General features: G+C 55.9%; 24 protein-coding genes. 5 read left to right on the forward strand and 19 right to left on the reverse strand.

Annotation, left to right across the window (positions count from 1 at the left end):
- The first annotated feature begins 91 nt into the window (after positions 1–91).
- Positions 92–430 (forward strand): P-II family nitrogen regulator, encoded by a 339-nt coding sequence (glnK, locus tag ACT3TC_RS09095; RefSeq protein WP_027337179.1) that lies wholly within the window; start codon positions 92–94, stop codon positions 428–430.
- Between the two features lie 148 nt (positions 431–578).
- On the opposite strand, the gene ACT3TC_RS09100 is transcribed toward glnK, so the two are convergent.
- Positions 579–1,355 (reverse strand): ferredoxin--NADP reductase, encoded by a 777-nt coding sequence (locus ACT3TC_RS09100; protein ID WP_087110558.1) that lies wholly within the window; start codon positions 1,353–1,355, stop codon positions 579–581.
- Between the two features lie 166 nt (positions 1,356–1,521).
- Here ACT3TC_RS09100 and ACT3TC_RS09105 point away from each other — a divergent pair, with 166 nt between their 5' ends.
- Complete coding sequence (locus tag ACT3TC_RS09105; protein WP_087110560.1) at positions 1,522–2,448, forward strand: LysR family transcriptional regulator; 927 nt, start codon at positions 1,522–1,524, stop codon at positions 2,446–2,448.
- A gap of 82 nt (positions 2,449–2,530) precedes the next feature.
- Here the strand turns inward: ACT3TC_RS09105 and ACT3TC_RS09110 are convergent, their stop codons facing one another.
- From ACT3TC_RS09110 to phnD, 5 genes are all read right to left on the reverse strand, one after another.
- Positions 2,531–2,962 carry a host attachment protein gene (locus ACT3TC_RS09110; protein WP_444639803.1) on the reverse strand — a complete coding sequence of 144 codons (432 nt, stop codon included), beginning with the start codon at positions 2,960–2,962 and terminating at the stop codon, positions 2,531–2,533.
- Positions 2,963–3,027: 65 nt separating this feature from the next.
- Entirely contained in the window at positions 3,028–3,837 is an 810-nt protein-coding gene (gene phnE, locus ACT3TC_RS09115) for a phosphonate ABC transporter, permease protein PhnE (protein ID WP_172116904.1), read from the reverse strand.
- Positions 3,831–4,643 carry a phosphonate ABC transporter, permease protein PhnE gene (gene phnE, locus ACT3TC_RS09120; RefSeq protein WP_172116905.1) on the reverse strand — a complete coding sequence of 271 codons (813 nt, stop codon included), beginning with the start codon at positions 4,641–4,643 and terminating at the stop codon, positions 3,831–3,833. Before phnE (ACT3TC_RS09120) ends, phnE (ACT3TC_RS09115) begins: the two co-directional genes overlap by 7 nt.
- Complete coding sequence (gene phnC, locus ACT3TC_RS09125) at positions 4,630–5,427, reverse strand: phosphonate ABC transporter ATP-binding protein (protein WP_444639804.1); 798 nt, start codon at positions 5,425–5,427, stop codon at positions 4,630–4,632. Before phnC ends, phnE (ACT3TC_RS09120) begins: the two co-directional genes overlap by 14 nt.
- 53 nt (positions 5,428–5,480) lie before the next feature.
- The gene (phnD, locus tag ACT3TC_RS09130; RefSeq protein WP_444639805.1) at positions 5,481–6,467 is read right to left on the reverse strand and encodes a phosphate/phosphite/phosphonate ABC transporter substrate-binding protein; all 987 of its coding nucleotides are present in this window, start codon (positions 6,465–6,467) and stop codon (positions 5,481–5,483) included.
- Positions 6,468–6,649: 182 nt separating this feature from the next.
- On the opposite strand from phnD, the gene ACT3TC_RS09135 reads away from it, so the two are divergent.
- A complete protein-coding gene (locus ACT3TC_RS09135) occupies positions 6,650–7,246 on the forward strand; it encodes a histidine phosphatase family protein (RefSeq protein ID WP_444639807.1) in 597 nt (198 codons plus the stop codon).
- Between the two features lie 21 nt (positions 7,247–7,267).
- Here ACT3TC_RS09135 and ACT3TC_RS09140 read toward each other — a convergent pair whose 3' ends face one another.
- The 13 genes from ACT3TC_RS09140 to ACT3TC_RS09200 all read right to left on the reverse strand — a co-directional run bounded on the left by ACT3TC_RS09140 (position 7,268) and on the right by ACT3TC_RS09200 (position 21,085).
- The gene (locus ACT3TC_RS09140) at positions 7,268–7,996 is read right to left on the reverse strand and encodes an amino acid ABC transporter ATP-binding protein (RefSeq protein ID WP_444639818.1); all 729 of its coding nucleotides are present in this window, start codon (positions 7,994–7,996) and stop codon (positions 7,268–7,270) included.
- A 95-nt stretch (positions 7,997–8,091) separates the two neighbouring features.
- A complete protein-coding gene (locus ACT3TC_RS09145) occupies positions 8,092–9,192 on the reverse strand; it encodes an amino acid ABC transporter permease (RefSeq protein ID WP_087110580.1) in 1,101 nt (366 codons plus the stop codon).
- A 20-nt stretch (positions 9,193–9,212) separates the two neighbouring features.
- Entirely contained in the window at positions 9,213–10,403 is a 1,191-nt protein-coding gene (locus ACT3TC_RS09150) for an amino acid ABC transporter permease (protein ID WP_444631467.1), read from the reverse strand.
- 88 nt (positions 10,404–10,491) lie between these two features.
- A complete protein-coding gene (locus ACT3TC_RS09155) occupies positions 10,492–11,517 on the reverse strand; it encodes an amino acid ABC transporter substrate-binding protein (RefSeq protein WP_193054093.1) in 1,026 nt (341 codons plus the stop codon).
- Positions 11,518–11,741: 224 nt separating this feature from the next.
- A complete protein-coding gene (locus tag ACT3TC_RS09160; RefSeq protein WP_193054092.1) occupies positions 11,742–12,752 on the reverse strand; it encodes an amino acid ABC transporter substrate-binding protein in 1,011 nt (336 codons plus the stop codon).
- An 83-nt stretch (positions 12,753–12,835) separates the two neighbouring features.
- Positions 12,836–13,696 (reverse strand): polyamine aminopropyltransferase, encoded by an 861-nt coding sequence (gene speE, locus ACT3TC_RS09165; RefSeq protein ID WP_193054091.1) that lies wholly within the window; start codon positions 13,694–13,696, stop codon positions 12,836–12,838.
- Positions 13,696–14,808, reverse strand: a complete 1,113-nt coding sequence (gene hemE / locus ACT3TC_RS09170) for a uroporphyrinogen decarboxylase (RefSeq protein WP_193054090.1) — start codon at positions 14,806–14,808, stop codon at positions 13,696–13,698. The genes speE and hemE overlap by 1 nt, the downstream gene beginning before the upstream one ends.
- Before the next feature lie 221 nt (positions 14,809–15,029).
- Complete coding sequence (gene mnhG, locus ACT3TC_RS09175; RefSeq protein WP_193054089.1) at positions 15,030–15,437, reverse strand: monovalent cation/H(+) antiporter subunit G; 408 nt, start codon at positions 15,435–15,437, stop codon at positions 15,030–15,032.
- Positions 15,434–15,712, reverse strand: a complete 279-nt coding sequence (locus ACT3TC_RS09180) for a K+/H+ antiporter subunit F (RefSeq protein ID WP_087110601.1) — start codon at positions 15,710–15,712, stop codon at positions 15,434–15,436. The genes mnhG and ACT3TC_RS09180 overlap by 4 nt, the downstream gene beginning before the upstream one ends.
- 12 nt (positions 15,713–15,724) lie before the next feature.
- Positions 15,725–16,222: a Na+/H+ antiporter subunit E gene (locus ACT3TC_RS09185; RefSeq protein WP_444631468.1), complete on the reverse strand. Its 498-nt coding sequence runs from the start codon at positions 16,220–16,222 to the stop codon at positions 15,725–15,727.
- A complete protein-coding gene (locus ACT3TC_RS09190) occupies positions 16,219–17,838 on the reverse strand; it encodes a monovalent cation/H+ antiporter subunit D (RefSeq protein WP_444639808.1) in 1,620 nt (539 codons plus the stop codon). The genes ACT3TC_RS09185 and ACT3TC_RS09190 overlap by 4 nt, the downstream gene beginning before the upstream one ends.
- Positions 17,838–18,179: a Na+/H+ antiporter subunit C gene (locus ACT3TC_RS09195; protein WP_172116917.1), complete on the reverse strand. Its 342-nt coding sequence runs from the start codon at positions 18,177–18,179 to the stop codon at positions 17,838–17,840. The genes ACT3TC_RS09190 and ACT3TC_RS09195 overlap by 1 nt, the downstream gene beginning before the upstream one ends.
- Positions 18,179–21,085, reverse strand: coding sequence for a monovalent cation/H+ antiporter subunit A (locus ACT3TC_RS09200; protein WP_444639809.1), 2,907 nt, complete (start codon positions 21,083–21,085; stop codon positions 18,179–18,181). The genes ACT3TC_RS09195 and ACT3TC_RS09200 overlap by 1 nt, the downstream gene beginning before the upstream one ends.
- Before the next feature lie 260 nt (positions 21,086–21,345).
- On the opposite strand from ACT3TC_RS09200, the gene ribA reads away from it, so the two are divergent.
- Both ribA and ACT3TC_RS09210 read left to right on the forward strand, forming a co-directional pair.
- A complete protein-coding gene (ribA, locus tag ACT3TC_RS09205) occupies positions 21,346–21,981 on the forward strand; it encodes a GTP cyclohydrolase II (RefSeq protein ID WP_172116919.1) in 636 nt (211 codons plus the stop codon).
- A 159-nt stretch (positions 21,982–22,140) separates the two neighbouring features.
- A complete protein-coding gene (locus ACT3TC_RS09210; protein WP_444639810.1) occupies positions 22,141–23,310 on the forward strand; it encodes a zinc-dependent alcohol dehydrogenase in 1,170 nt (389 codons plus the stop codon).
- Positions 23,311–23,329 lie beyond the last annotated feature (19 nt).

A 23,329-nucleotide genomic window follows, 5' to 3' on the forward strand; every position in this document is an offset into this window, starting at 1 on the left:
CCTGTAGCGGTGTATGCTTAGCACCAGAGGTGGCTGGCTTTCGCCGCACCCAATAGACAAGACAATGGCCACCAAGCTAGAGGATGTCTCAATGAAATTGATCTCAGCCATTATCAAGCCGTTTAAGCTTGATGACGTACGCGAATCGCTCTCCGATATCGGCGTGCAGGGCATTACTGTCACAGAAGTAAAAGGGTTTGGTCGTCAAAAGGGCCACACGGAGCTTTATCGTGGAGCTGAGTACGTGGTGGATTTCCTGCCCAAAGTGAAGCTGGAAGTCGCTGTCGATGACGATATGGTTGAGCAGGTAATTGATGCGATTACCCAGGTCGCCAACACGGGTAAAATCGGCGATGGTAAAATCTTTGTGATGCCGCTTGAGCAGGTTATTCGTATTCGTACCGGCGAAACGGGTAAAGACGCGGTTTAAGCGGGTGAAGGGTGAGCAGTGAAGGGTAAGTCATGAATCAAAGCCCTGCGGAGTATCTCCGCAGGGCTTTTTATCAGCGAGTGACGTATGAGAGGGCAGCGATCAGGTTCGACTATTCACACCTCGCTCTTCACGACTCACCAATCCATCACTTCTCAACAAACGCACGCTCAATCACGTAGTCACCAGGTTCACCCATGCGCGGTGAGATATTTAGCCCCAGCTCATCCAGCAGTGCGCTGGTGTCATCCAGCATCGCAGGGCTGCCACAAATCATGGCGCGGTCCTGGCGCGGGTCGATCGGCGGAAGGCCGGTATCCTCGAAAATTTTACCGCTGCGGATATGGTCGGTTAAGCGGCCCATGGTATGGAACTCTTCACGGGTTACCGTGGGGTAATAGACCAGCTTATTGGTAATATCTTCGCCCAGATACTCGTGGGCAGGCAGCTCTTTGGTAATAAAATCAGCGTAGGCCAGCTCAGACACTTCACGCACACCGTGTACCAGCACGACTTTCTCATAGCGCTCATAGACTTCCGGGTCCTGAATCAGGCTCATAAACGGTGCAAGGCCCGTTCCGGTCGAGAGCATATACAGGTTGCGGCCCGGCAGCAGGTCGTCGCACACCAGCGTACCGGTCGGCTTACGGCTGACCATGATTTGATCGCCTACTTTCAGATGCTGCAAGCGTGAGGTCAGCGGGCCATCGGGCACCTTGATGCTGAAAAACTCAAGGTGATCTTCATAGTTCGGGCTGGCGATGGAGTAAGCACGCATCAGTGGTTTGCCGTTCACTTCCAGACCGATCATGACAAACTGGCCGGTTTTAAAACGCAGGCTGCGCTCGCGCGTAGTGCGGAAGCTAAACAGGGTATCGTTCCAGTGGTGAACGCTGAGAACTTCTTCCAGAGCAAACTTACTCATACCAATGTCTCCCTATCGCGATGCTGGCAGGAAATCACAGCATCTATATTCTTTAAAAGAATAAAAAATCATGAAATATGTTGTTATCAATTCTAAGTAAAGGTGATATATCTGTTAAGCGAATTATATTGATAACACTTATCTTTAAAATCGATATAGGCCCTGTATGCACTATACCCTCCGGCAATTGGAAGTCTTTGTCGCGGTCGCTCAGCACGAGAGCGTCTCGCAAGCGGCGCGTGCGCTGGCCATGTCTCAATCGGCTACCAGCACGGCGCTTGCCGAGCTTGAGCGCCAGTTCGACTGCCAACTGCTTGATCGCATGGGAAAGCGGTTAAAATTAAATGCGCTGGGCTTTCAACTGCTGCCCAAGGCGGTAGCGTTGCTTGATCGCGGCGAGGAGATCGAAGAGCTTCTTCGTGGCCAGCAAGGCGTTGGGGCGCTGGACGTGGGGGCCACACTAACCATTGGCAACTACCTGGCCACGCTTCTGATTAGTGATTTTATGCAGCGTTACCCAGGCAGCCGGGTGCGCCTTTCGGTGCGTAATACGCGCCATATTATTGAGGGCGTGCGCCAGCACTCGCTGGATCTGGGCCTGATTGAAGGCCAGTGCGATGACGAAATGATCATCAGCCAGCCTTGGGTTGAGGATGAGCTGTGTGTTTTCTGCTCGCCGCGCCACCCGCTGGCGGGAAAAGAGCACCTCGAACTTGAGCAACTGCTGCGCGAAGACTGGATCATGCGTGAAGAGGGGTCAGGCACCCGCATGACACTAGAGCACGCCGCACGCCACCGGCGCAGCCGGTTTAATACGTTGCTGGAGCTGGAGCATACGGAAGGGATTAAGCGGGCGGTAGAGTCGGGGCTTGGCATCGGTTGTGTCTCGCGGCTAGCGCTACGCGATGCCTTCCGGCGGGGAAGCCTGGTACCGCTTCCCACGCCGGAGCTGGATCTAAAGCGTCAGTTCACCTTTATCTGGCACCGCCATAAATACCTCACTACGGGCGTGCGTGAGTTCCTGCGCCTGTGTCGTGAAATGACCGCAGGCGCTAAACGCAGTGACGATATTGAGCTGCCGCCGGTGCCTTAATGTATTTATAGTCCGTCAGGGGGCAGTGTCGAAACGGCATATTTTATGCGCTCGGCGATAGTTAGGACATGGTGGTGAAAAATTAACGCAAGTCACTGACGGCTTCCTGGATGTCGTTAAGTGACGCTTTGCTAAGATCTTTCGACAGCGTATGGAGTACCAATTTCTGGGTTGGCGCATCAAGCTTTTCGCGCAGCAGGCCCAGGAATTTGGGCGGTGCGACGATAATCAGTTTTTCCATACTGTTATTGACGCGGGCGTTATAAAGGCATTGAGCAACCTCTTTGGCAAACAGCTCGTTCTCATGTTTTAACGCTGTCCCCCCTTCGGCAGACGAACGTGAACTCGATGACATGGACTCATGTACATCCGCGCCTGCACTGTCTGTAATCAGATCACCCTCATGCAGGCGGCCTTCGGCATGAACTAGGCTCTCTTTCTCCTTCAGATGAAGAAAGTCACGAGTAAAAATGCGTGCTCGAGCGGCATCCGCTACCACGATATAGGTTGTCATCAGTCAACGTCCTCCATGCCGTTAGGGATATATTAACCATGGCAAGCGTTTGGCATTCGGTCAAACTAGAGCACTTTACGTCGTAAGAGACTGGTTATTGCCTCACCAATCAGCACTAGCACAATAATCGCGATCAGGATGGTCGCCACGGTAGGCCAGGCAAAGGTATCAATGGCACCCTGCAGAATGACGCCGATCCCGCCTGCGCCCACCAGTCCCAGCACGGTAGATTCGCGAATGTTGATATCCCAGCGCAGGATCACGATGGCGAAAAACGCCGGCATCACCTGGGGCACGATGGCATAGACAATTACCTTGGCCTTGGAGGCGCCAGTGGCTTCCATGGCTTCGACCGGTCGCTTATCGATTTCTTCGATTGCTTCGCCCATCAACTTGCCGATAAACCCGATAGAGCGAAACACAATGGCGAGAATGCCTGCCAGCACGCCGGGGCCGAAGATCGCCACGAACAAGAGCGCCCAGATGATGGTGTTCACCGAGCGGCTGGAAACCAGAATGAACCGCCCCAGCCACAGGCAGGCCCGGTTGGGCGTAGTATTCTGTGCGGCAATATAGGCCACCGGCAATGCCAGAAAAATGGTCAGGAAGGTGGCAAGCGTGGCTATGTGTACCGTTTCGATTAGGGCATTTACGATATTGCCAAGCCCGGCAGCGCTGGGGGGCCACATGCGCGCGCCCAGCCCGGAAATCTGGTTGGGCGCATCCCACACCCAGGGCCAGAAGATATCGATATCGCGAACTGCCCATACCACCACCATCAGAGTGATGAGCAGCACGGCAAAGCGAATAAGACGTTCCTTGCGATCAAAACGTTGCCAAACGTGGTCGGCGAGTTTCTGTGCATGATCTACCATATTTTTTTCCTCACCCAGCCGCTGATACCTTCACTGAGTAAAATGACCGCGATGATGACCAGCAGGATCGCAAAGGCGAAGTCATAGTCATAGCGCCCGAAAGCGTTCATCAGCGTGCCGCCAATGCCGCCGGCACCCACGATACCCACCACGGCAGACGCCCGCAGGTTGCTGTCCAGCTGGTACATGGAAAGCCCTACCTGGCGCGGTAGAATCTGCGGGAATACGGCGTAGAAGAGCGTGGCCAGATACCCGGCGCCAGCGGCGCGCATGGCCTCTACTTGGCCCCAGTCGATCTCCTCGATCTCCTCGGCCAGAAGCTTGCCGACAAAGCCGATGGAGTAGAGCGTGAGCGTCAAGATGCCCGCCAGCGGGCCAAACCCCACGGCGGCAACGAACAGAATCGCCACGATCACCGGATGAAAGCTACGTGAGATAATGATGACTGCACGGCCAATCAGGTAGATCGGCATGGGCGCAATATTGCGCGCCGCCATCACGGCAAAAGGGATCGACAGGAAGACGCCCAGTAGCGTGGCCAGAATGGCGATCTGAAAGCTCTCCTTGAAGCCGGTCAGGAGAAGTTCGTAGCGCTCGAGATTGGGTGGAAAGCCGCCGCTGAAGATACGCGCGGCGCGAGGCAATCCTTCAGAAATGCGCGCCCAGTTGAACGGTAGCGAACCAAATGCCCACACCAGATACACTGCCGCGACGATGATCAGCCCGTAGCGAAGTAGAGGATTGGCAATGAACGGCGGCTTCTTCCAGGTGCGCGGCGTGCTGGATGAAGCCTCAGGCGGGGTCATGGGCGCGCTCCTCTGATGGGGCGTCGCTTATCGCATCGTCCGGTGCTTCGATGCCGCCGTAAATGGCGTCCAGCGCGTCTTTATTGAAATCACTTGGCACGCCATCAAAAATCATCTTGCCGTGGCGCAAACCCACAATGCGCTCGGTGTAGGTTTTGGCCTGGGCCACGTTGTGGATATTGATCAGCACCGGCAGTGAAAGCTCGCTTGCAAGACTTTGCAGTAGCATCATGATCTGCTCGGAGGTGCGCGGGTCAAGCGAGGCGGTGGGTTCGTCGGCCAGCAACACGTCGGGCTCCTGCATCAGCGCCCGTACCACGCCTACCCGCTGGCGCTCGCCACCGGAAAGCTCATCGGCGCGCTTGTTGGCGTAGTGGGCAATGCCCACACGCTCCATCAGCATAAATGCGCGCTCAATATCCGCCTGCGGGTAGCGGCGGGTAATTGCCTGATAGAGATTCACGTAGCCCAGCCGCCCAGCCAGCACGTTCTCCATTACCGTCAGGCGGTCCAGCAGGTTGAAGCCCTGAAACACCATGCCGATTTTGCGACGCGCACGGCGCAGGTCAGCGCCCCTGAGATGCACAAGCTCGGTACCGTTGAGGGTAATGGAGCCGGAGGTCGGCTCCACCAGGCGATTGATACATCGCAGCATGGTGCTTTTACCGGCGCCGGAGGCGCCCACAATCGATACCACGCTATTGCCCTCAACCTTCAGGTCGAGACCTTCCAGCACGGCTTTGTCGCGGCCATACCGTTTGACCAGATTCTTGATTACCAGCATGTTTTCGCTTCCATCGGTAGCTAACAAACCGCGCCACGCGGGCGCGGTACGTTTTACTCTTCCAGATTGTCAGGCGTATAGCTCACGCCATTGGCAGCCTGGATGGTGCGAATTACCTGCCAGTTATCCTTGTAATTGATGGGAATGAACTTCTCGACACCCTCAAACTCTTCGCCAAGCTCTGTGCCTTTAAAATCGAAGCTGAAGAAGGCCTCTTCGATCTTCTCGACCAGGTCCGGGTGCAGATTGTAGGCGTAGTTATAGGAGGTGGTGGGGAAGCGGTCGGATTCAAAAATCAGGCGGACGTCGTCGGTATCGTAAAGCCCGCGCGCTGCCATTCGATCAACCACTTCCGAGGCCACTGGGGCGGCGTCGTAATCGCGGGCCACGACGCCCAACATGGATTGGTCGTGGCTGCCAGAGTAGACCACTTCGTAATCTTCGTCAGGTGTTATACCCAGTTCAGGCAGTAGTGCCCGAGGCGCCAGATTGCCTGAATTGGAAGTGGGTGATGTATGGGCAACCCGTTTACCTTTCAGGTCTTCCAGTTCATGGATGTCGGAGTCTGCGTGGGTAAAAAGCTGTAGAGTATAGCCAAACTGGCCGCTATCTGAGCCCATTAATGCAAAGGGAACTGCGCCTGCCAGGTTGACTGCAAAGGGCGTGGGGCCGGTAGAAAAGCCCGCAATATGCAGTCGCCCGCTGCGCATTGCCTCCACCTGAGCCGCGTTGGATTGAACGGCGAAGAAGCGCACATCGCGGCCGGTCACCTCTGACAGGTGGTCGATAAAGGGCTGCCATATATCGGAATAGATGGCTGGATCTTCCACCGGGGTATAGGCAAAGATAAGCGTGTCGGGATTTAGCCATTGCGCCTCATCGGCGGGACGGTCCGCGACCATATCGGAGTTTTCGTCACAGTAAAGCGCATCAAGGTCGCCGCGTTCGCATTCGGCGTAGGCATGACTGGAAAGCAGTGCCAAGAGCGTAGTTGTGGTCAGTAGGGCAAGCGGACGCTTGCAAAACGTCATGGAAGTCATAAGGGGCCTCATTCATGAATTATTCTTGTGTTCTTGAAGTTGCTCAGCAGGCTAATGATGTTCTTTTATATACTTTGTGCCATGATCAAAAGGCGTCAAGTGTTTCGAAAATGTACATTTAGCCATCAAAATATTTATTTTTCGAAAATCGACACTCTCAATCTAGGGTTTGTTACAAAGTTATGTCAAACACTTTTCTTGCCGCCTCCTACCATTGGCGTAATCGTTACCTGTTGATGCGTCATGGTCATAGCCAGGCAAACCAGCAAGCGTTGATTATCAGTAGTCCCGGGCGGGGTGTTGAAGCGTTTGGACTCTCCACTATCGGCGAGCAGCAACTGGCGAGCGCGGTGCATGCATGGGCCTGGCCGGTGCCAACGCAGGTGGTGCATTCTGATTTTTTGCGCACCACCCAAACGGCTGCCCGCGTGGCCGAGGCCTTTAAGCTTACGATGACGCCCGACAAGCGCCTTAGAGAGCGCTCCTTCGGTGAGTGGGAGGGCGGCTCGGACGAGCGTTATCCGGATGTGTGGGCGCTGGATGCCCAGAATGCCGACCATACTACGCACCAGGTAGAGGCGGTGAGCGCGGTGGCTGCGCGCATGATGACAGTAATAGAGGAGCGGGAGCAACAATGCGAGGGAGAAACCATCCTGGTCGTTAGTCACGGCGACCCGCTACAAATACTGCTGACCGCCTTGCAAGACAGGCCACTCACCCAACACCGTGAGCAGCCAGCTCTGTTACCGGCCAGCATTACCCAAGTGGGCGCGCCTTAGGTCGCGCCTCCCCCGTATACCTTAGTGCCCCAGAATCTGGCTCAGGAACAGCTGGGTCCGCTCGGACTGCGGGTTGTTGAAGAACGGCTCCGGCGCGTTTTCTTCAATGATCTGCCCCTGGTCCATGAAGATCACCCGGTCGGCGACGGTTTTGGCAAAGCCCATCTCGTGGGTCACGCAGAGCATGGTCATGCCCTCTTCGGCAAGCTCGACCATGACGTCCAGCACCTCTTTGATCATCTCCGGATCGAGTGCTGAGGTAGGCTCATCAAATAGCATCACATCCGGGTGCATGCACAGCGAGCGGGCAATCGCCACGCGCTGTTGCTGGCCGCCGGAGAGTTGGCCGGGATACTTTTGGGCCTGCTCGGCGATGCGAACGCGCTCCAGGTAGCGCATGGCCTGCTCTTCGGCTTCTCGGCGCGGCTTCTTCTGCACCCACATGGGGGCGATGCAGCAGTTCTCCAGCACCGTGAGGTGGGGGAACAGGTTGAAGTGCTGAAACACCATACCCACGCTGCGGCGTATCTGCTCAATACGTTTTACGTCTTGGGTCAGCGGCACCCCGCCAACCACGATATCGCCCTGCTGGTGCTCTTCCAGGTGATTAATGCAGCGAATCAGCGTTGATTTACCCGAACCGGACGGGCCACAGATAACGATCCGCTCGCCGCGTTTTACTTCGAAATCTATATCGCGCAGTACGTGAAAGTCGCCATACCACTTGTTAACGCCGCGCATTTCGACCATTAGGTCAGACGTGCTTTTAGACATGCTGTTGCCAGAGAGGTTGGTGGCTGCTTGTGTCATGATTAAATCCTGCTCAAATTCTTGAAAAAGCGGCGTTAGCGCTTGTGGCCGGTGTTCAACTTGCGTTCCAGATACTGGCTATAGCGCGACATGCTGAAACAGAAAATCCAGAATACAAACGCGGCAAACACGTAGCCTTCCAGCGAAAAGCCCAGCCAGTTGGAGTCGGAAAGCGCCGCCTGCACGATCCCCAGCAGGTCAAACAGCCCAATGATCATGACCAGCGTGGTGTCTTTAAATAGCGAGATAAACGTATTCACGATGCCTGGAATCATCATCTTCAGCGCTTGGGGCAGAACGATCAGGCCCATGCGCTTCCAGTAGGTCATGCCCAGTGCCGCGGCGGCCTCCTCCTGGCCCTTGGGGATCGCCTGAAGACCGCCACGAATGACCTCGGCCATGTAGGCACTTTGAAACAGCGTTAGGCCAATCAGCGCCCGTACCAGGCGGTCAACGCTAATACCAGAGGGCAGAAACAGCGGCAGCATTACCGAGGCCATGAACAGCACGGTAATCAGCGGCACGCCACGCCAGAACTCGATGAAGATGACGCAGAAGCTCTTCACGATGGGCATGTTAGAGCGCCGCCCCAGAGCCAGCACGATGCCAATGGGGAGAGCCCCTATCATGCCCACCGACGCTAGGAGTAGGGTCAGCATCAAACCGCCCCAGCGGTGGGTAGGTACGCGTGGCAGGTCAAAGTAGCCGCCGTGAAGCAGTACGTAGGCCGCGATGGGAAAGCCTACCAAGGCAAACACGGCCACCCAGCGCTTGAGCGGCAGGCGCGGAATGGCAAGCCAGGCGATCAGGGTAAAAAAGCCGCCAAACACAATATTGGCTCGCCAGATTTCCTCTCGCGGATAAAGTCCGTAGATAAACTGCGTAAAGCGCGCATTAACGAACACCCAGCAGGCGCCCTCTCGCGAACAGTCATCCCGGGTGGTGCCTACCCAGTCGGCGTTGATGAACGCCCACTGAATGGTCGGCACCAAAAGCAGGTACAGAACGTACAGCCCCACCAGCGTAAATAGCGTATTGAGTGGGCTGCTGAACAGGTTGGTGCGCAGCCAGGCTACGGGCCCCAGGGTATTGCTGGGGGCAGGCCGCTGGTCAATCATTGTTTGGTTATGAATCATAAAGCTATCCTCACCGGCGCCTAGCGCTCAACCAACGCTACGCGGGCGTTGAACCAGTTCATGAACATGGAAACCAGCAGGCTGATCGTCAGGTACACCGCCATGGTCATGGCGATCACCTCAATGGCCTGCCCCGTCTGATTCAGCGTGGTGCCCGCAAACACGGATACCAGGTCGGGATAGCCGATGGCCGTGGCAAGCGAGGAGTTCTTGATCAGGTTCAGGTACTGGCTGGTAAGGGGCGGAATAATGACCCTCAGCGCCTGCGGAATGACCACCAAGCGCAACACCAGGTTACGCGGCAGGCTCAGGGCTTGGGCGGCTTCGGTCTGGCCGTGGGAAATGGCCTGGATGCCCGAGCGGACAATTTCAGCAATGAACGCAGCGGTATAGATAGAAAGCGCCAGCCACAGCGCCAGAAATTCCGGAATCACGGTAAAGCCACCGCGGAAGTTAAAGCCGCGCAGTTCCGGAATATCCCAGGTGATCGGTACGCCGGTGGCGACCGTAATCAGCAGCGGCAGCCCCAGAATCAGCGCAAGCGATATCCACCCGGCTGGGATGCGTTTACCGGTTGCCTCTTGGCGACGCTTGTTCCACACACACAGCGCAATACTGGCGATAACCGCGACGATAAAGGTCGCTGGAATCATCCCGAAGCCTGACTCAAAAAGCGGCTCAGGCAGATACAGACCGCGCACGTTAAGAAAAACAACCTCGCCAAACGAGAGGCTGTCCCTTGCACTGGGTAGCGTGCGCAGCACGGCGAAGTACCAGAAAAAAATCTGTAGCAGTAACGGGATATTGCGGAAAGTTTCGATATAGGCGGTGGCCAGGCGTGCCAGTAGCCAGTTGGGCGACAGGCGAGCAATGCCGACAATAAAGCCAATCAGCGTCGCGGCCACCACACCCAAGGCGCCGACCAATAGCGTATTGAGCAAGCCCACCAAAAAGGTGCGGCCGTAGGTATCCTGAGAGGAGTAGTCGATCAGGCTTTGTACGATACCAAAGCCTGCGGTGTTATTTAAAAAGCCAAAACCGGTGGTGATACCCCGGGCGGATAGGTTGTCCTGAGTATTGCCGACGATATACAGCAAAAATACGACAACGGCTGCCGTTAAAAGCAGCTGAAAAACAAGTGCGCGTTTGGCACGGTCTCGCCAAAACGGTGGCTTGTGGCCAGCGGGGCGAGTGTTGGGTCTTACGGACATGGGTGGCGTCTCCGCTACACGGAAGGTCAATCAAATGGCCCGTCGGCACTCATCTGCTAAGCGCGACGGGCCGGGTCAAGCGAGATGCTTAGCGAATCGGCGGAGCGTACTGGAAACCACCCTGGTTCCATAGCGCGTTGGCACCGCGTTCAATCTCAAGCGGTGAGTCCATGCCAACGTTGCGCTCAAAGCTTTCGGCATAGTTACCGACCTGGCTAATAATGTTGTAAGCCCAATCCGCATCAAGCCCCATGCCTTCACCGTAGTTACCGTCCTGGCCAAGCAGGCGGGCGATGTCGGGGTTTTCGGAGCTGGTCATTTCCTCTACGTTTTCACTGGTCACGCCGTACTCTTCAGCATTGAGCATGGCAAACAGTGACCATTTCACGATGTTGAACCAGGTGTCATCGCCCTGGCGAACTACCGGGCCCAGCGGCTCCTTGGAAATGATATCGGGCAGAATGACGGCGCCATCCGGATCATCTAACTGAATGCGCAGCGCCGCCAACTGAGAAGTATCCGAGGTTAGAACGTCACAGCGGCCAGCCTGGAAGCCGCCCACGGTCTGCTCTGAGGTATCAAACACGATAGGATCAAATTCCATATCGTTGGCGCGGAAGTAATCGGCCACGTTAAGTTCGGTGGTGGTGCCCGTTTGGATACAGATCGCCGCACCGTCCAGCTCATCAGCACCGCCGATGCCCAGGTCACGGCTAACCATAAAGCCGATACCGTCATAGAAGTTGACGCCTGCGAAGTTCAGACCCAGCGTGGTATCGCGGGTGGTGGTCCAGGTCGTGTTACGAGAAAGCAAATCGACTTCGCCAGACTGCAGCGCAGTGAAACGCTCAACGGCATTGAGAGAGATGTAATTGACGGCATCTGCATCACCCAGCACGGCAGCGGCGACCGCACGGCAAACATCGACATCCAGCCCTTGCCAGTTGCCATCACCATCGGGTGCCGAAAAGCCTGGCAAACCGTCGCTGACGCCACACTGCACGGCTCCACGTTCAATGGTTTCTTCAAGTGTTGCTGCGTTAGCGTTAGTGGCGCCTGTCAGTGTGATGGCGCCTGCAGAGGCCAGTAATACCCAGTGTTTCTTGTTCAACATGGTAATTCCCTTCCTCAATTAATATTGTTATGCATGCGAAGGCATGACATATAAAGCTAGCAAGGAAGATGCCAATGTGGGTACAACGCCAAATTCAGCGCTTTTCAACGCAAAATGATTCTGCTTCTACGAAAGTTTAGGTGCAAAAAAATAGAAACGGTTGCCGCATGCGCTGTTTTGGTGCGACAACCGATGGTTGATGGCAGAGTGCTGACCGGTAAGCCCTAGCGAATGGGCGGGGCGTACTGAATGCCGCCATCGCGCCACAGAGCATTTAAACCACGGGTAATATTGAAGTTAGAGTCCACGCCCACGTTGCGATCATACATTTCGGCGTAGTTGCCCACCTGTTTGACGATTTGGTAAGCCCAGTCGTCATTAAGTCCCATGCCTTCACCAAAACTGCCGTCCTGGCCCAGCAGGCGGGCAATATCTGGATTATCGGAATCCGCGTGTTCATCAATATTGGTGCTTGAGACACCCAGTTCTTCAGCGTTGAGCATGGCAAACAGCGACCATTTTACGATATTGAACCACTGGTCATCGCCCTGGCGTACGGCGGGGCCAAGCGGTTCCTTGGAAATAATCTCGGGCAGCACTACCGCCATGTCGGGGTTGGCAAGCTGCATGCGTTGGGCATACAACTGAGAAGCATCGGAGCTTAAGACGTCGCAGCGCCCGGCTTCAAAACCGGCAATCGACTGTTCGGGAGAATCAAACACCACTGCGTCATAGTGCATGTCGTTAACACGGAAATAGTCTGAAAGGTTCAGCTCGCTGGTCGTGCCTGACTGCGTGCACACCGCCGCGCCGTCCAGGTCTTCGGCACTTTGCACGCCCAGGTCGCTTGCGACCATGAATGCTTGGCCATCGTAATAGCTCACCCCGGTAAAGTGCATACCTTGGGTGGTATCGCGGCTAGAGGTCCAGGTCGTCGTGCGGGAGAGCAGATCCACTTCGCCGGATTGCAGGGCGGTAAAACGCTCCACCGAATCGAGCGGTACGAAATCAACCTTGCTGGCATCGCCTAATGCCGCCGCGGCAATCGCGCGGCAGACATCGGTATCCAGGCCGCGATACGTATCGTTATCGTCCAGTGAGGAGAAGCCGGGCTGGGCGGCGTTCACCCCGCAGCGTACGCTATCGCGGGATTGAACGGTTTCTAACGTGGTGCCCAAGGCAACCGTCGGGGCCAGGGCGCACGCGCCAATGCTTATCCATTTAAGGGTTTTCATTGTTGGTTCCTTAACGTGGTGACACAAAAAAGGCCGAGCAGTGCCCGGCCTCATCGCTTACTGGCGTGCTATTCAAATAAACGTCAGCCGAACGCTTTACGCATGAACGGTGGCAGCGCCAGGGCGCCCCGGTGGGCATCCACTGTGTAGTACTGTAGCGGCATTTTGTGGCTAGCGGCAGCCTCTTCGCGGAAGGTTTCCACGTTGGTGCCTTTACCGGCAAGCGTCACACTCCACCAGCCGGAAGGATAAACCGGCTGGGGGAAGGGCAGTGTGGCGACACTGGCAAAGCCCGCTTCGCGCATGTCATGGCGCAGCTCACGAATAATCGAGCCGCTGTGATAAAGCGGTGATTCGCTCTGCTGTACCATCACGCCATCGGCTTTCAGAATGCGGTGGCAGCGCTTAAGGAAGTCAGTCTTGAACAACCCTTCGGCGGGGCCGACCGGATCGGTAGAGTCGATAATCAGCACGTCGATGCTTTCATCGGCAGCGTCATCCACCCACTTCACACCATCAGCGAACAGCAGCTCAGCACGCGGGTCGTCGTTGGCTTCCACCAGCGCCGGGAAGAAACGCTCTGCGGCCTTGGTGACTTCTTCATCGATATCGATCTGGGTGACTTTTTCAACGCCCGGGTGGCGCAGCACTTCTTTCAGTGTGCCGCAGTCGCCGCCGCCGATAATCACCACGCGCTTGGGCGCCGGATGAGTAAACAGTGCCGGGTGGGCGATCATTTCGTGATACAGGAAGTTGTCACGGTCGGTGAGCATCACGCAGCCGTCCAGCACCATCAGGTTGCCGTAGGTCTCGGTAGCGTACACTTCCAGGTGCTGGTACTCACTCTGCACATCCAACAGCTTTTCAGAGATCTTCAGCGAGAAGGCGCTGCCGTGGCTATCAAACACTTCGGTGAACCACTGGTCGCCGCGTAATTCGCTCATCAATTGGCTCCTGGTTGTGATGGGGTGGATTGGGCCGGAATGCCTTGGTGATACTGCGGGCTTAACTCGTGCAGCGCTTCCATAAAGGCGGTGACGTTATCCGGATTGGTAAACTGGCTGATGCCGTGGCCCAGGTTGAACACGTGGCCCGGCCCGTGACCGTAGCTTTCCAGCACGCGGGCGACTTCGGCACGAATCGCCGACGGGCGTGCAAACAGCACGTTAGGGTCGAGGTTGCCCTGAAGCGCAACCTTGTGGCCCACACGGGCACGGGCGCTGGAGAGCTCGGTCGACCAGTCGATACCCAGTGCATCAGCACCAGCGCAGGCGATGTCTTCAAGCCACTGGCCGCCGTTTTTGGTGAACAGAATCACCGGTACGCGGCGCCCGTCGTGCTCGCGGATCAGCCCGGAAACAATTTGCTCCATATAGCGTAGCGAGAACTCCAGGTACGCGGGGGTGGAAAGCGCTCCGCCCCAGGTATCGAAGATCTGCACCGCCTGGGCGCCTGCGCGAATCTGCGCGTTCAGGTAATCGGTCACCGACTGGGCCAGGGTATCCAGCAGTTGATGCATGGTGTCTGGCGTATCGTAAAGCATGGTTTTCAGGTGACGGAAGTCTTTGCTGGAACCGCCCTCCACCATGTAGGTTGCCAGCGTCCAAGGGCTTCCCGAAAAGCCGATCAGCGGCATGCGCCCGTTCAGCTCACGGCGAATGGTCGATACCGCACGCATGACGTAGTCCAGGTCGCGCTCGGCGTTGGGCACGCTTAGCGCCGCCACTTCTTCCGGGGTGCGCACGGTTTTGCGAAACTTGGGACCTTCACCGGTTTCAAAATAGAGCCCCAGACCCATGGCATCGGGGATCGTCAAAATATCTGAAAACAGAATCGCCGCATCCAGCGGGTAACGCTCCAGCGGCTGGAGCGTTACTTCGCAGGCCAGGTCCTGGTTGCGGCACAGGTCCATAAAACTGCCCGCATCGGCGCGGCGCTCACGATACTCAGGCAGATAGCGGCCTGCCTGACGCATCATCCATACCGGCGTGCGGTCAACGGGCTGGCGCGCCAGGGCGCGGAGAAAACGATCATTTTGCAACGGTGTGGAAGTCATAAACACGTGCCCTTGGGGAATTTACCTGTAGTGTATTTTAAAGGGTATACAAACCAGTGCTGATACTTTACTTGAAACATGATTGAAAAGGCGCTTGGCTCGGGTCTCTAAAGCTTAAGGCAGAGGTGAGAGTGTACTTGAGAACGCCCAACTAAGCGGCATGGCGACGTGTAAAACGTGCCCAAACCTATCCGCTACGCAGAGGCCGGTGTGGCACGAAGCTACGGCTCTTCCTTCGCAGAAAAGGGATAAACCTCGGTCGTTGTCTTGCTCTTGTTCTCGTTTGCGCTAATGGTTGGGCGGCGGTCACGAGCACGCAGGTCACGATAAACAGCGGTGCGCATCAGCAGCATGGCCACCACCGGCGCAGTGAGCATCACAAAGGCAGTGATTAATAGCTCATGAATGACCAGTCGTGACTGTAGCACCGAGAAGTAGATCATGGAGGCAATCAGAATGGAGCCGGTGCCTAGGGTGATCGTAATGGCGGGGCCGTGAATGCGCTGGAAGAAGTGCGGCAGCCTAACAAGGCCCAATGCACCGATCAGTACAATCGCGCTTCCAAGTAGCAATAGCAGGGTAATGGGCAGGCTGGCCCATAGCGGCAGTGACTCCAGCTGTGGGTTCATTCAATTACCTCGCCACGCATAAGAAATTTGGTAAGCGCGATGGTTGATACAAAGCCCGTCAGGGCAATCAGCATCGCGGCCTCAAAATAGATCACGCTGCCAAACCGGATGCCCAGCGCTAGGGCAAACAGCATGGCGCACATCCATAGTGTATCGAGTGCCAGTACACGGTCTTGTGCGGTTGGCCCACGCAGTAAGCGCACCGTACACAGCAGCATGGCTAACAAGACGCTAAGTAGCGTGATATTAATTGCCAGAGAGAGCAGTGTGGTCATACTGAGCGCCTTTTATTCATGTTCAAAGATCTCGATTAATGGCTGTTCGTAGCGCGTTTTAATCGTGTCGATCCACCACTGCTCATCGTGGAGGTCAAACACATGCAGCGCCAAATCATTAGAGTCTGGCAGCTGTTCTACCCACACGGTGCCGGGAGTTGAATTGATCAGGCACGAAAGCAACGCCAGGCCGTGCGGGTCTTTAAGATCCAGTGGCACTCGGACGAACTGTGATTTTACACCCTTGGCATTGAACAAGATGATGCGGCTGACGTTAAAGCAGGAGCGTATGATTTCGATCATCGACATAAACAGCAGGCGTGCCAACACCAGCGGTTTACGCAGTGGTGCTGGGGCGAGTGGGCGCAGTGGTCTGGCGAGCAGCGGTGCGGCAATGGCCAGGACACTGCCCAGCAACACCTGTGCAGGCGCAGTGCTTTGATTCAGCAGTAGCCACATGATTAACAAGGCGCCCGATAAGGCAGGAGAGGGAAGCCAGCGCAGCGTCATTGGGCCGACTCCCCGAACGTACCGCCCACCGCAGCGGTTGAGCCTAGACGGTTTAAATAAACCTCAGGCTGGTTGAGCGCGTCTGTGCTGCGCTCCAGATACGCCATCGTCGGGCCTGCTTGAACGGTGAGCAGCAGGCAGGCCAGTAGCAGGGTGATGACAGGCATGACTTCGGAGCGCTGCAGATGAGGCGCGACCGGGTTCTGGACGGCCCAGAAGGTCCGTACCCCAAAACGCATTAACGAAATAATGCCTGCCAACCCGGAAAGTACGACCAGCGCAATAACGACCCAAGTGACGATTCCCCGCTCAATCAGCAGGTCGGTAGGATTCAACAGCCTATGAAAAAGACTGAATTTGGCGATAAACCCTGACAGCGGCGGCAGCCCGGTAATAATCAGGGCGCAGCAGGCGAAGGCCAGCCCCAAAAAGGCCAGCGCGCCAGGAATCGCCTTGCCGACGGGCTCCTCCGGCTTATCCTCCACCGCGAAAGCCTCCATGGTTAATGCCAGCATCGCGGCTCCCGGTGTGCGGATACGCTCAATTAACTCTATCAGCAGCAAAAACGCGGCAACGGCCAGTGTCGAGCTGATCAAGTAAAACAGCGCCACGTTGATAAGCGCCGGTTGGCCGTATCCAACGGCAGCCAGCAATGTGCCTGATGAGATGACCGCCGCATAGCCTGCCATGCGGCCAGGTTCCTGGCTTGCAAGGATCCCGATGGTGCCGAAAGCAAGCGTAACAAGCCCTCCCCAGAGCAGCAGGTCAAAGCCGAAACCGGCGGCAGGGCCTTCCGAGAACAGCAGTAACCACAGCCGAATCAGCACGTACACGCCAACTTTGGTCATCAGCACCATCATGGCAGCCACCGGCGGCGAGGCCGCCGAGTATGTCGTGGGCAGCCAGAAACCCAGTGGCCACATGGCGCTCTTGGTGAGAAAGGCTAACGCCAGAATAACCACGCCAATTTTTAACAACATGAGGTCTTCCGGCGATAGCATGCTCAAGCGCATCGCCAAGTCGGTCATGTTTAGCGTGCCGGTCGTCGCGTAAATCAGGGCCACGCCAATCAGGAAGAAAAACGACGCTAACAAATTCACCACAATGTACTGCATGCCTGCTCTTATACGCACGCTGTTATAGCCATGCAGTATCAAGCCATACGAGGCCGCCAACATGACCTCGAAGAACACAAACAGATTGAACAGGTCATTGGTAAGAAAGGCCCCGTTAATGCCCATTAACAAAAACTGGAATAACGAGTGAAAGTGCACACCAATGCGGCTCCAACGGATCATGGCAAAGATCAGAGAAGCGCTCGCCAATATTGACGCAAGCAGCAGCATCACCGCCGTTAGCCGGTCAACCAACAAGACAATGCCAAAGGGGGCTGTCCAGTTAGCAGAGAGGTAGAGACCAATGCCATCGGGCCAGTATTCGTGGTCCGCCAGCAAAAGCAGTGCGACCGAGGTCGCCAGCATCGCCAGCGTGCTGGCCAGGTTAATAAAAAACTTTTTTTGGTGATGACGCTCATTCACCAGGATCAGCCCCGCCCCGAATATCAAGGGCAGCAAAACAGGTGCCAGCATTAAATGGTGCAGCCAAGGAAGACTCATCAATGGGGCTCCTTGCCATCAACGTGGTCGGTGCCGGTAAGCCCGCGAGCACCAATCATCACCACCAGATAAAGGGCTGTGGTGGCAAAGCCGATCACGATAGCCGTTAAGACCAGCGCCTGGGGCATCGGGTCGGCATACAAAGCGGGGTCAATAGTGCCCTCGGCAAGCGTTAAGGGGGGCTGGTTGATGGAGAGACGCCCCATGATGAAGATAAATAGATTAACGGCATACGAAATAAGCAATAAGCCCGTAATGACCTGAAAGGTACGTGGACGCAGCAGCAGCCACACCCCGGAGCCAAACATGATGCCCATTGCCATGGCCATAACAGCTTCCATTAGCGGGTCTCCTGTTGAGGGTTGAGGGGCGTTGGCGCCGTGGTAGCGGGTAAGCGGTGGCTGCGTACAGATTGGTGTGCCAGCGCCACAAGCATCAGTATCGAGGAACCAACGACCACGCCAAAGACGCCTAAATCAAACAGGAATGCACTCGGCAGGTGTACCTCGCCAAGCACAGGAAGCGTGAAGTGTGCGGTGTGGGTGGTCAGGAAAGGATAACCCAGCAGCCACGCGCCCAGGCCCGTTGCGCAGGCCGTCAGTAGGCCAAATGCAATCCAGCGGTGAGGGCGAAGGCGTAGATGCGTTTCCACCCACTGCGTACCGGCCAGCATGTATTGAACAATAATCGCAACCGCAAAGATCAAACCGGCAACGAAACCGCCGCCGGGCAGGTTATGGCCCCGAATAAAGAAGTAGGCCGCGATGACGCCCATCACGGGCAGCAGCAAGCGTAAATAAACGCTGGGGATTTTGAGGTAACCTGTTGTCACTTGCTGGATAGGTGTTTGTCCTGCCGCAGGATCAACGCTGTTGGTCTGCTGAGCGGGAATGGGCAGGCTTTCAGGCGCGGGTCGAAAGCGCCGCAGCAGTGCGTAAACGGTCAAGGCGACAATGGCCAACACCGCAATTTCGCCCAGCGTATCGAAATTACGGAAGTCGACCAGCAGCACATTGACCACGTTACTTCCCCCGCCTTCACTTAAGGCATGGGTAAGGAAAAAGTCAGAAATACCGCCTTCTGAAGGCGTGCGTAGCAGTGCCGTATAGCTGATTAAGGCCATTGCCAGCCCCGCACACACCGCAATGACGATATCGCGTGAGCGACGAAATAGTGCGCGTTTAGTGGCGGTAATGTTCAATTCTCGCGGCGTGATACGCGGGGGAAGCCAGCGTAGTCCCAGCAGGATCAGCACCGTGGTAATGGTTTCCACCATTAGTTGGGTAAGCGCCAGGTCGGGCGCCGATAGCCACAAAAACGACAGGCTGGTAATAATGCCCACACCGCCCACTAGGCTAAGTGCTGCCAGGCGATGGTATTTTGCCTGCCAGGCCGCCGCGACAGCGCAAATCGCCCCCATCAGCCATAGCCCGGCAAAGAGCCAGGAGAATTCCCCATTGGCAGGCAGAGCAAGCAGCGAGATAGGGCGTATCAGCAAAATGGGCACCGCCAGAAGCATCACCACCATAAGCAAGAGCTGAGGCTGCAAGCGCCGTGTGCTGAGTATTTTTTCCAGCAAAGAGGCGATGGATGAGATCCGCAGCATGGTGTTTTCGTAGGCTTGCTTGCCGTTAAAGCGCCCCAGCAACGGAACATGGGTGGCTTGAATTAGCCCATAGCGGACACGCAGCCAAATATACAACGCCACACCGCCGATTAACGCGACGAAACTCATTGCCAAAGGTAGGTTGAAACCGTGCCAAACGGCGAGACTGTAGTAGGGCGTTGCCTCGCCTAATACCGAGGTGACGGCAGCGTGCAAGAAGGGGCCGATACTCAGGCCTGGAATAATGCCCACCACCAGGCAGCAAAGCACTAAAAACTCAACAGGAAAGCGCATCCAGCGTGGTGGCTCATGCGGTTGGCGAGGCAAGTCATCAGGCAGCTTGCCGAAGAAGACGTAGGTAAAACGAAGCGAATACGTAACGCCAAAGACCCCCATCAACACCGCCGCAATGGACATCCCCCAGTTTTGCGCGGAGCCAACGCTTAGCGCTTCGGCAAAGAACATCTCCTTGGAAATAAACCCGTTAAGAAACGGGACGCCGGCCATCGCCGCACTGGCGACGATTGCCAGCGTGGACGTGTAGGGTAGCGCTTTATAAAGGCCGCGCAGGTGGCGCATATCTCGGGTGCCCGTCTCATGGTCAATAATGCCTGCGGCCATGAAAAGCGAGGCTTTAAACGTGGCATGGTTAACGGTATGGAAAATCGCGGCTACCAGTGCCAAGGGGGTGCCAATGCCCAGCAGTACGGTAATCAACCCCAGATGGCTGATGGTTGAGTAGGCCAGCAGGCCTTTCAAATCGTGTTGGAAAATAGCGGTGAAGGCACCAATCAACATGGTGCATACGCCAGCCCCCATGATGATCCAGCTCCACTCAGGCGTTCCTGACAGCGATGGCCAAAGCCGCATGAGTAAAAAAAGGCCCGCCTTGACCATGGTGGCGGAGTGCAAAAACGCCGATACCGGTGTTGGCGCTGCCATGGCATGCGGCAACCAGAAGTGAAAAGGGAACTGCGCGCTTTTGGTCAGCGCCCCTAACGCGACCAATAGCAGCATGGGCCGATAAAGCGCGTGATTACGGATGAGGTCACCCGAGGCCAACACAACATCAAGCGAGTAGCTGCCTACCATATGGCCAAGCATCAAGACACCGACCAGCAGACAAAGCCCCCCGGTTGCTGTCACGGTGAACGCCATGCGTGCGCCGCGGCGGGCGTCGGCGCGATGATGCCAATAGCCAATCAACAAAAACGAGGTGATGCTGGTTAACTCCCAGAACAGCACCAGCTGTATGAGGTTGCCCGATAGCACCACCCCCAGCATTGAACCCATAAACGCGAGCAGAAACGAAAAAAAGCGAGGTACGGGATCAGCAGGCGACATGTAGTAGCGGGCATAGATAATCACCAGCAAACCGATACCCTGGATCAGCATGGCAAATAACCAGGCCAGGCCATCCATACGCAATACGACGTTTAGGCCGACACTGGGTAGCCAGCCAAATTCACTCCGTACAACCTCCCCGGCGCCTACCTGGGTATAGAGAAAACCGGTAATCAGCAGCCCTAAAAGCGTTACGCCACCCGCCAGCCACGCTTCCCGATTACGGGCATTGGCGGGCATTAATGCGGCCATTATGCTGGCGATAAAAGGCGCTGTGATAAGTATAAGTAGCAGCATAATGTTCCGTCAGATGGTGAAAATTCTGGTGTCTCAGCGGTTATCACGCTGCGGGTAAACGGCTTGTCTGTGGAGTAGTACTATCTTAATCCACGCGCGGTAAATGTATATGCCTGAACAGGGTGAGCCACGCTTGCTCTTCTCTGCTTTAATTTTAGCGAGTAACAGCCGTGAGGCATAGCTCGCTTCCTGATAAACTACCCGCCCACTTTGCTCATACTGTTGTGGTTAACTGGTTTGGTTAATCTGCGAGGTAACCTGTGACCATTCGCTTCATTGCTGCTTCCCAACTGCCCACTCCCTGGGCCACGTTCACCATGCACGGTTTCGAAGACAACGCGACCGGTAAGGATCATATCGCCCTGACGCTGGGCGACCTCACGGGGGACGCGCCGGTACTGGGGCGTGTTCATTCCGAATGCCTGACCGGTGATGCGCTGTTCTCCATGCGTTGCGACTGTGGCTATCAACTGCAGGAAGCGCTTAAGCGTATCGCCGAAGAGGGCCGCGGCGTACTGCTTTACCTGCGCCAGGAAGGCCGCGGCATCGGGCTGCTCAACAAGATTCGCGCCTACCACCTACAAGACCAAGGGGCGGATACGGTAGAAGCCAACGAACAGCTCGGGTTTGGCGCTGATATGCGCCGCTATGACCTGTGCGTACCGATGCTCAACCACCTGGGCGTCACCGCGCTTAAGCTGATGACCAATAATCCGCGTAAAGTGGATGCGCTGACCCGGGATGGCGTTAATGTGGTCGAACGGCTGCCCATCACTACCGGTTTAAATCCACACAATGAACAGTACCTTGCCACCAAGGCAGGCAAGCTTGGCCATATGATGGCGCTGGGTGATTTTACTCAGGCAAGCGATGTCGATATTGAAAGAAAGGGCTGAAATAACGCTTTATTGCCGCTAAAACCTCGAAAAATTGCTTTTTCTTAAACTTTTTTGCCTAGCGTCTGAGCTATGTTGATACAAACCGATATTGGTACAGATCGGTGTTGATACATAGCAGGATGCTAATTATCTGTAAAAGAGTAAGGAGGAGCAATCATGAAAGCACTTTGCTGGCACGGCAAAAACGACGTGCGCTACGACACAGTTCCTGATCCCGAAATAGAACACCCCCGCGACGCGATTATCAATGTAAGCAGCTGCGCCATCTGCGGCTCCGACCTTCATCTTTACGATCACTTTATCCCCGGTATGCAATGTGGTGACGTGCTTGGTCATGAGTTTATGGGCGAAGTCATGGAGGTGGGCAGCGCTAACAAGAAGCTTAAAGTTGGCGACCGCGTGGTGGTGCCGTTTACTATTTTCTGCGGCGAATGCGAGCAGTGCCAGCGCGGCAACTACTCGGTTTGCGAGCGCTCTAACCGTAATAAATCCTTGGCTGATAAGGCTTTTGGCCACGGCGGTGCCGGGCTGTTTGGTTACTCACATTTAACCGGCGGCTACGCAGGCGGCCAGGCGGAGTTTGTCCGCGTGCCGTTTGCCGATACCACGCATATCAAGGTTCCCGATACGCTCACCGACGAGCAGGTACTGTTTTTAGGGGATATTTTCCCGACCGGTTGGCAGGCGGCCGTACAGTGCGATATTCAGCCCACTGATACGGTCGTTATTTGGGGAGTGGGGCCGGTTGGCCAGTTCTGTATTCGCAGTGCCGTTTTGCTGGGCGCCCGCCAGGTCGTGGTCATCGACAATGTGCCTGAACGTCTCTCCATGGCCCAAGCGGGCGGGGCAATCGTCATTAATTTTGATCATGAGAGCGTGCTTGGCCGCCTGCAGGAACTTACCAACGGCAAAGGCCCGGAAAAGTGTATTGATGCGGTCGGCCTTGAAGCGCATACCACGCGCTCGCTGGACTCCGCCTATGACCGAGTCAAACAAACGCTGATGATGGAGACGGACCGCGCCCACGTGTTGCGTGAAATGATCTATGTATGCCGCCCGGCGGGCACTCTCTCTATCCCCGGTGTATACGGCGGCCTGGTCGATAAAATTCCCATGGGCGCGCTGATGAACAAGGGGCTCACCGTGCGGACTGGCCAGACCCACGTCAAACGCTGGACGGATGATCTGCTGCGGCGAATCGATGAGGGGCAAGTTGATCCCTCTTTTGTGATTACGCACTCAATGAGCCTGGACCAGGGCCCCGAAATGTATAAAACCTTCCGCGATAAACAGGATGGTTGCGTCAAGGTGATTCTCAAGCCTTGAACAACACGCCATGGAGGTA

The sequence above is a fragment of the Halomonas sp. AOP27-A1-41 genome, assembly GCF_052378605.1.
GTDB classification, from domain to species: domain Bacteria; phylum Pseudomonadota; class Gammaproteobacteria; order Pseudomonadales; family Halomonadaceae; genus Vreelandella; species Vreelandella citrativorans.

Bases quoted from the DNA above. Each gene is read 5' to 3' on its own strand.
- speE (WP_193054091.1), bottom strand. From the start codon at position 13,696: ATGAGCGAATTACGCGGCGACCAGTGGTTCACCGAAGTGTTTGATAGC.
- ACT3TC_RS09110 (WP_444639803.1), bottom strand. From the start codon at position 2,962: ATGACAACCTATATCGTGGTAGCGGATGCCGCTCGAGCACGCATTTTT.
- ACT3TC_RS09185 (WP_444631468.1), bottom strand. From the start codon at position 16,222: ATGACGCTGCGCTGGCTTCCCTCTCCTGCCTTATCGGGCGCCTTGTTA.
- hemE (WP_193054090.1), bottom strand. From the start codon at position 14,808: ATGACTTCCACACCGTTGCAAAATGATCGTTTTCTCCGCGCCCTGGCG.
- ACT3TC_RS09155 (WP_193054093.1), bottom strand. From the start codon at position 11,517: ATGTTGAACAAGAAACACTGGGTATTACTGGCCTCTGCAGGCGCCATC.
- ACT3TC_RS09135 (WP_444639807.1), top strand. From the start codon at position 6,650: ATGTCAAACACTTTTCTTGCCGCCTCCTACCATTGGCGTAATCGTTAC.
- phnC (WP_444639804.1), bottom strand. From the start codon at position 5,427: ATGCTGGTAATCAAGAATCTGGTCAAACGGTATGGCCGCGACAAAGCC.
- phnD (WP_444639805.1), bottom strand. From the start codon at position 6,467: ATGACTTCCATGACGTTTTGCAAGCGTCCGCTTGCCCTACTGACCACA.
- ACT3TC_RS09105 (WP_087110560.1), top strand. From the start codon at position 1,522: ATGCACTATACCCTCCGGCAATTGGAAGTCTTTGTCGCGGTCGCTCAG.
- glnK (WP_027337179.1), top strand. From the start codon at position 92: ATGAAATTGATCTCAGCCATTATCAAGCCGTTTAAGCTTGATGACGTA.
- ACT3TC_RS09210 (WP_444639810.1), top strand. From the start codon at position 22,141: ATGAAAGCACTTTGCTGGCACGGCAAAAACGACGTGCGCTACGACACA.
- mnhG (WP_193054089.1), bottom strand. From the start codon at position 15,437: ATGAACCCACAGCTGGAGTCACTGCCGCTATGGGCCAGCCTGCCCATT.
- ACT3TC_RS09100 (WP_087110558.1), bottom strand. From the start codon at position 1,355: ATGAGTAAGTTTGCTCTGGAAGAAGTTCTCAGCGTTCACCACTGGAAC.
- phnE (WP_172116904.1), bottom strand. From the start codon at position 3,837: ATGGTAGATCATGCACAGAAACTCGCCGACCACGTTTGGCAACGTTTT.
- ACT3TC_RS09195 (WP_172116917.1), bottom strand. From the start codon at position 18,179: ATGGAAGCTGTTATGGCCATGGCAATGGGCATCATGTTTGGCTCCGGG.
- ACT3TC_RS09200 (WP_444639809.1), bottom strand. From the start codon at position 21,085: ATGCTGCTACTTATACTTATCACAGCGCCTTTTATCGCCAGCATAATG.
- ACT3TC_RS09150 (WP_444631467.1), bottom strand. From the start codon at position 10,403: ATGTCCGTAAGACCCAACACTCGCCCCGCTGGCCACAAGCCACCGTTT.
- ACT3TC_RS09140 (WP_444639818.1), bottom strand. From the start codon at position 7,996: ATGGTCGAAATGCGCGGCGTTAACAAGTGGTATGGCGACTTTCACGTA.
- phnE (WP_172116905.1), bottom strand. From the start codon at position 4,643: ATGACCCCGCCTGAGGCTTCATCCAGCACGCCGCGCACCTGGAAGAAG.
- ACT3TC_RS09145 (WP_087110580.1), bottom strand. From the start codon at position 9,192: ATGATTCATAACCAAACAATGATTGACCAGCGGCCTGCCCCCAGCAAT.
- ACT3TC_RS09180 (WP_087110601.1), bottom strand. From the start codon at position 15,712: ATGACCACACTGCTCTCTCTGGCAATTAATATCACGCTACTTAGCGTC.
- ACT3TC_RS09160 (WP_193054092.1), bottom strand. From the start codon at position 12,752: ATGAAAACCCTTAAATGGATAAGCATTGGCGCGTGCGCCCTGGCCCCG.
- ACT3TC_RS09190 (WP_444639808.1), bottom strand. From the start codon at position 17,838: ATGAGTCTTCCTTGGCTGCACCATTTAATGCTGGCACCTGTTTTGCTG.